The organism is Bradyrhizobium nivariense, from assembly GCF_029846695.2.
Classification (GTDB): Bacteria; Pseudomonadota; Alphaproteobacteria; order Rhizobiales; family Xanthobacteraceae; genus Bradyrhizobium.
This window is the reverse complement of the sequence record NZ_JARWCR020000140.1, coordinates 1-5,896: the sequence shown is the minus strand read 5'-3', so window position 1 is coordinate 5,896 and position 5,896 is coordinate 1. Positions and strand designations below refer to the sequence as shown.

At 57.2% G+C, this 5,896-nt stretch carries 5 protein-coding genes; 3 read left to right on the top strand and 2 right to left on the bottom strand.

The window, feature by feature from the left end:
* From QCM77_RS45180 to QCM77_RS45170, 3 genes are all read left to right on the top strand, one after another.
* Positions 1 to 272: hypothetical protein (locus QCM77_RS45180; RefSeq protein ID WP_280097046.1), on the top strand; the 272-nt coding region annotated here is incomplete at its 5' end.
* Positions 273 to 804: 532 nt separating this feature from the next.
* Entirely contained in the window at positions 805 to 1,020 is a 216-nt protein-coding gene (locus tag QCM77_RS45175; RefSeq protein WP_280097045.1) for a hypothetical protein, read from the top strand.
* Positions 1,021 to 1,535: 515 nt separating this feature from the next.
* Complete coding sequence (locus tag QCM77_RS45170) at positions 1,536 to 1,841, top strand: hypothetical protein (protein ID WP_280097044.1); 306 nt, start codon at positions 1,536 to 1,538, stop codon at positions 1,839 to 1,841.
* Positions 1,842 to 2,000: 159 nt separating this feature from the next.
* Here QCM77_RS45170 and QCM77_RS45165 read toward each other — a convergent pair whose 3' ends face one another.
* Positions 2,001 to 2,633 carry a LabA-like NYN domain-containing protein gene (locus QCM77_RS45165; protein WP_280097043.1) on the bottom strand — a complete coding sequence of 211 codons (633 nt, stop codon included), beginning with the start codon at positions 2,631 to 2,633 and terminating at the stop codon, positions 2,001 to 2,003.
* Positions 2,634 to 4,426: 1,793 nt separating this feature from the next.
* The gene (locus tag QCM77_RS45160) at positions 4,427 to 4,618 is read right to left on the bottom strand and encodes a hypothetical protein (protein ID WP_279693143.1); all 192 of its coding nucleotides are present in this window, start codon (positions 4,616 to 4,618) and stop codon (positions 4,427 to 4,429) included.
* Positions 4,619 to 5,896 lie beyond the last annotated feature (1,278 nt).

Below are 5,896 nucleotides of genomic sequence, written 5' to 3'. Positions count from 1 at the left end.
GACGCCGATATTGCAGACCTGCTGCCCTTCAACTTCCACAAAGCCGCCACTGCCTGAACGGCCCGGTATCGCCCGATACCAGCGCAATCCATCAAAACCGCCGGCGTGCGGAGAAAATCGCGCTTACATTCAAACAAGCAATTATTTTGCCGAGCTTCCCCCGGTCCAGTTCCTATTCCCTACAACGTGAAGACGTTGCACAGGCGCAACAGCGCTTCGTGTTCCGCTTCGGAACAGATGCTTTCGGACTAAACCCCCGAGCCAAGTTCTGAAATCATGGCGGTAACCGGGGCTGGAAGTGCTCATTCCGTAAACAATCAATTTTCCCGGATAGGCCGCAGGATCCACTCAGATCCTGCGGCCTTTTTCATGTCAGCGACGTCTGGGCGGTTATGGGAAACAGGGACACCGTGAGTATGGCAAACAACGAGACAAGAGCCGGCCCCCGGACGGAGGAGTCCTGACGCCTCCGCCTGCTGGGCTCTGGCGGGCTTGTGTCAAATGTCGCGATCAGCCCCAGCGTGGCGCGCGTCAGAAACACGGAATCAAGGTGAAGCACCCGCCATGGGCGCCCTCGGCTCATTGTGAACTGCTTCCCACGTCCGTCACTGCTGGCCTGCTAGGCTTATTGCGCTGGGAATTTCAGGGGCCCGGCTGAAATAAACGCCGCCAGGACGCTGTATTTCGAGCCGGGCGGCGTAAGCTTGAGTGACCAGATCCTAGCCGGTGAGACCACTGGTCCGGCGAGGCATGGGGACGCAGCGAGGCTTCGAAATGCATGAAAGAGGCCAGAGTGAGATGCCGATGACGGAAGCTGAGCAATCGGCTCGGGCACAAACTTGTCGCAACAACATCCAACGATATCGCCGCTTGTTGCGAACCCGCCTGACCGAATTTGAGCGCCAGTTTGTCAAGAAGCGTTTGAGCGAAGAGCGATCAGAGCTGGAGAGATTAGTCAACGTTCTTCCAAACAAGCTTCAATCAGACCGCCCGGCCTGGGCCTGCCCGGACAATTGGTAGCCTAGTTTTTGATTGGTGGCCGGGCGTAAATCAGCTCAGACGTCTTTGTGCAAGCCCCAGAACGCGATCAGCAGAAAGGGCCTGGGTCCCCGATCCCAGCAAGACCAAGCTCCTCAGGCGTCCGGCTGACGAGCGCAAGATTTGATGGCGTCCAGCCACGGAACGACTTGATATACGTTCTCCAAACCGCAAGTTTTTCTCGGACTGCGTCGATCTCGCTAGGCAAAAGCAACCTGCCCTGCCCTAACCGGGGCTGGTATCTTTTGTCCCGGACCTATTTCCCTTCGTAGAGCGGCAGCAATGCTGCGCAGGTGATATCAGCACAATTCTAGATCAACGCTTCAGATACCGTGCCCGCCTTGGGGGCGCCGTCTTTGCGCGCCGCGCCGATGATTGGGTGAGTTTTGCTGTCTCTTTTTCAGAGCGCAGTAGACTGGCTTTTTTGCTGGCTTTTCCTGAACGGGAGCTTCAGACTTCCTCGCATTAAGAACTCAATTTTTTCAGGGGAAGTGGTGATGGCAAAACCTGCTGTTACTCGCGATGCCTTCCGTGGGTTGTTTGCCTTTTATGCGGCCAAGGCTCACCACGACGGAGACCCCGACGGGGAACGTTCTCTGTTGAAGCTGTTTGGCTCGAGCCAAGACATTCCCGACAATTTGCTTAGGCTTTGGTCGGATCGTACTGAGGTGCTCGGGCCGGAAATCGTGGGCGACATAATCGGCCCCCGCACCAAGCAGGTCACCAACGGCAGAGCACAATATGACCATGCCAGCGACTTTCTCCATGTGCTCCTCAGAGACATTGAGCGTCAAAAGCACTGACATGCTGACCGGACGCAAAGCCCTCCGCCGTTCTTCCACTCGAACGCGAACTGGAGGGCTCGGCCCTCCTTAGGGACCGAGCTCGAACGAACACACGACCAAGTGCGTGGCTACTGAGTCTTAGCCTCATCTGCATTGCATCAGGGGTGTCGCTCGGAATCAATTCTCGAGAACGCTATCGTTTCCCTTCGATCCCGCGATGGTCTGACGCTCGGGTGTCTGCTGCGGGCGATAGCGCGACTCGCGCTCGCGCGGGGCCAGGCGTTCGGACGGATTGCGACCCATCTTCGCTTGGAGCTCGACAAGGTCGATGAACATGTCGGCTTGGCGGCGCAGCTCGTCGGCGATCATCGGCGGCTGGCTCGCGATCGTGGAAATGACGGTGACCCGAACGCCGCGGCGCTGTACCGCCTCCACCAGGGACCGGAAGTCGCCGTCACCGGAGAACAGCACCATCTGGTCGATATGCTCGGCGAGCTCCATAGCACTGACAGCGAGCTCGATATCCATGTTGCCCTTGACCTTGCGCCGGCCGCCGGCGTCGATGAACTCCTTGGTCGGCTTGGTGACGACGGTGTAGCCGTTATAGTCAAGCCAGTCGATTAGTGGACGGATCGAGGAGAACTCTTGGTCCTCGATCGTGGCCGTGTAGTAGAACGCTCGCAGAAGCGTACCGCGGTTCTGAAATTCGATCAGTAGGCGTTTGTAATCGATATCGAAGCCGAGCGTCTTGGCTGTCGCATAGAGATTGGCTCCATCGATAAAAAGCGCCATCTTACTGGGAGACGACATGTTGTGATCTCGGAAGCACGAAGTGCCATGCTGCGGGGAATATCAACCCGCCAATGAGGCGGCACTTCCAAAGCTTTCATCAAAGCCGGATTTTCTGATGCTATACCGGGGGTCCTTTAACCTTCAAACAGTTTTCCTCCGGCCAGAATTAAGGGGTATGTCCGCCCGTGGTGGATTGGGCCGGCTGGTTCGGCTATTCTCGACCTATCCGCAATTTTGTGCAGCGCAATGCCTGACCAATTCGAAATCTTTGATATCGCCGTGCAACGGCAAGGCCGAGGATGGACTTGGCGCGTGTGCACCAGCGAACAGAGAACTGTGATGTCAGGACGAGGCGAGGGTCGTGCCGCTGCCAGGTCAACGCGGCTAGGGCGCTTTTCCAGATGCTCCTCGCGGCGCCCTACCGATCTACAAAATCGAAAGCCTCTAACAGAGGTCCGGCTCAACGAGCAAATCACTCGATCAAACAGTCGCAGCGAAGGCTGGCCTCGTAGCACCCAGCGCCCTGTAGAAAGAACTGGGACGGGCGCTGAGGCTTGATGCACAGGGGCAAAGTGGCCTGATCTACAAGCTAGGTCCGGCGGGTGGCGCGGCCCCTCAGGCATCGGACTGATCAGGTAGAGTGCTGGCCGAACACTGAAGGTCCCAGAGTCCTCTAATGCCCGCGGTCGACAAGTCGACTTCGTCCTTTCGGTTTTCGCGGAATGGTGGCGGCGTTGACACTCATCCGATCCTTTGCTGGAAACCATACGGGATCCTAAGGAACATCGAGCCCGGTCAATTCACTGATAAGGTTTTGCTCGAAACCTTATCAGTTTAAGATCTGACTCCGCTCCGTATAATTTCCTACCAGGACTCCCGTTCGATTTCGTATCTGGTGGCCATCAAAACCGACCTGTTTCGTCGGGGGTTCGAGTCGGGAGAGCGCTACCCACGTTCCCCCCGACAAGATTTACCAGAATTTTCGGTGTCCGTGGCGTGATACGGAGCAGGACTTTTGGGTCTGCTGGTCTCAGGCTCAACCCCAGGGAACCGTTCGCGCATGCCGATCCGCGCGAACATCACCGGCCCGCTGGTCTCGACCACCAGCAGCAGCGCTTCGATGTACTCGCCGGCATCGCGAAGGGTCACCAGCTTACGGCCCGGGCACGGCGATCGGACCATCGAATTGGCGGTCCCAGCCGGCTCTCCGGCTTCTCCCTCTCATGCCCATGCCCTCCGCCGATGCGGCTGCGGTCATCGCATCCATGGGCGCCGGCAGGGAAGCCGCCGGCAGCGAGACTCCGAGGCCCGCTGAGCGCCGCGAAAGACCGGATGGTCCACTTCGGAACCATTGCCTCCGCTCCACGGTTTTAATGGTGGAGCAGGTTCATGGATGAGGGGAATTCACCATGACACGCCGCCGACTTCCCAAACCGGATAAGACACTGGGCGAACGACTTATCAAGGAGGCTCGGCTAGCGAGAGAAAAAAAGACAGATCAATTGCCGTCGGGTGTGGAACCTGAAGAGCTTCTGGAGAAGGCCCGCCAAGCCGATGTCACTGCCTCCATTGACGGATGGCTGAACTCGCACGGATTGCGTTCGCCCAAGTAAGGCCGCCTCAGTTAGCGGCCTCAAATCCACACCCACGACGCCAAGTAGCCGCTGCACGCGCGATCTCAGAAAAGCAGATTCCGGAGAGAGCAGAATTTCTGCGGCTATCCGGAGGCACGAGGCTTCTCGCTTGAGGTGATGCAGCGCGCATATGACAATCCGCGCCATCATCACCAAAGTGCCGATGGCGAGCACTACTCAAATTAAACGCTTGCCTTCCCCCTCCGCCATCAGCTTCCGCTCGATGTAGTCGGCTTGTTCCTTCGTCAGATTGACCGCTGGCCTGGTCCCAACCATTGCCGGCCCCCTTCGCTGCCGATCGTAGACCATCCAACCCTTAGATCCCTGACGAACCAAAAATCTGGACGGAAGCGAAGCCTTGTCGCTCATCTGCCGGTCTCATCAGTTCAATACAAAAGAAGCTCGTCGCCATTGTGCTGACGACGAAGAAACACTTCGTGTCTATAGCCAATCTATCGGAGTAAACGGTAGCTGCCGACGAACCAGTTCCTCTCGCAGTTTCTCCGCGTACTGCCTGGCGTTCTCACCTATGAAACGATAGCGCGCGCCATTTCGCAGGTCCGCGCTGACTTCACGGCGCACACTCCCGTAAAGAGCCAAGAGGCCCCGGTCCGAAGTGTTTGTAAATTTCACCTGACGCGCCCCCGCAATTTCACTTCCATAATTCCTCTTGAAATCGTCCCGCATTCGCAGCGGGCTAGACCGGCGGTCTTAACCCCGGTGACGAAATCCATTTCTCAATATTCGCAGTCGCCTCAGCCTGACGCGCCTTTCTTAGCAGGGTTTCACGCGCATCTCCGGGTGGCAACAATCGCGCCGTGCGGCGAGTCTCCTCAGCGAACTTGAGCAGCCGCTCACTTAACGTCATGGTCGCCTTACCGCGTCGCATCGCCTCAATCCCCATGCCCGGAACAGAACGCTATGCCTGAAACGGGACCATGTCATCAAGCCTGTGATGCGCTAGTGGCGGCGTTCACGGAACAGTTGCGTTTCGAAAGCGATCTGAAAGCCGAAACGAAAATAAAGCTGGTGCTTCTCTCATTTCCCCCAGCCTGCGCCGAAAATTATTAGTCTGACTTTTGGTTTGATGTTTGGACCAACGCTCCATGTTGCCATGACACAGGATGCCGCAAAAGCTGGCTGACCCTCGTATTCAACATGAGTAAAAGATGAAGATCGATGCTACGCAACGTACGTGAAGAAGAGCACCTTTTGCTGCGCCACTACTTCCGCGCGGCAAATGCATTGATACTGCCATTTTGCGTTACCCTCTTCCCTTACTCGCCGCGCGATCATGTCGCGGCCAACCCCTACATTTCTCCGTTCCTAGCATGAGGACTCAACGTTGACCCGACGCACAGTTGGAATGTGCGAGGCCGATGAATTGAAGGACTTAGTGCGGTTGCTAACGAGCTTATGGGAGGCCGCGCAACTTCTTCCCGAGGGATCCGAGCGGCAGGATGCGTTCAGACAGATCGGCAGCTTCCATAGCCGGGTGGCGGCATTAGTTACAGATCCCCTCTAGCAGTCTGCTGAAAAACTATGAAGTCGAGAGTTTTCTTGTCTTTGTTCGGTCGCTGTCGGGGCGGAGCGCTGGAGGTTGGATGTCGTGTTCGGCTTGGCGCCGGGTTACCCCGGCGCGGGGTG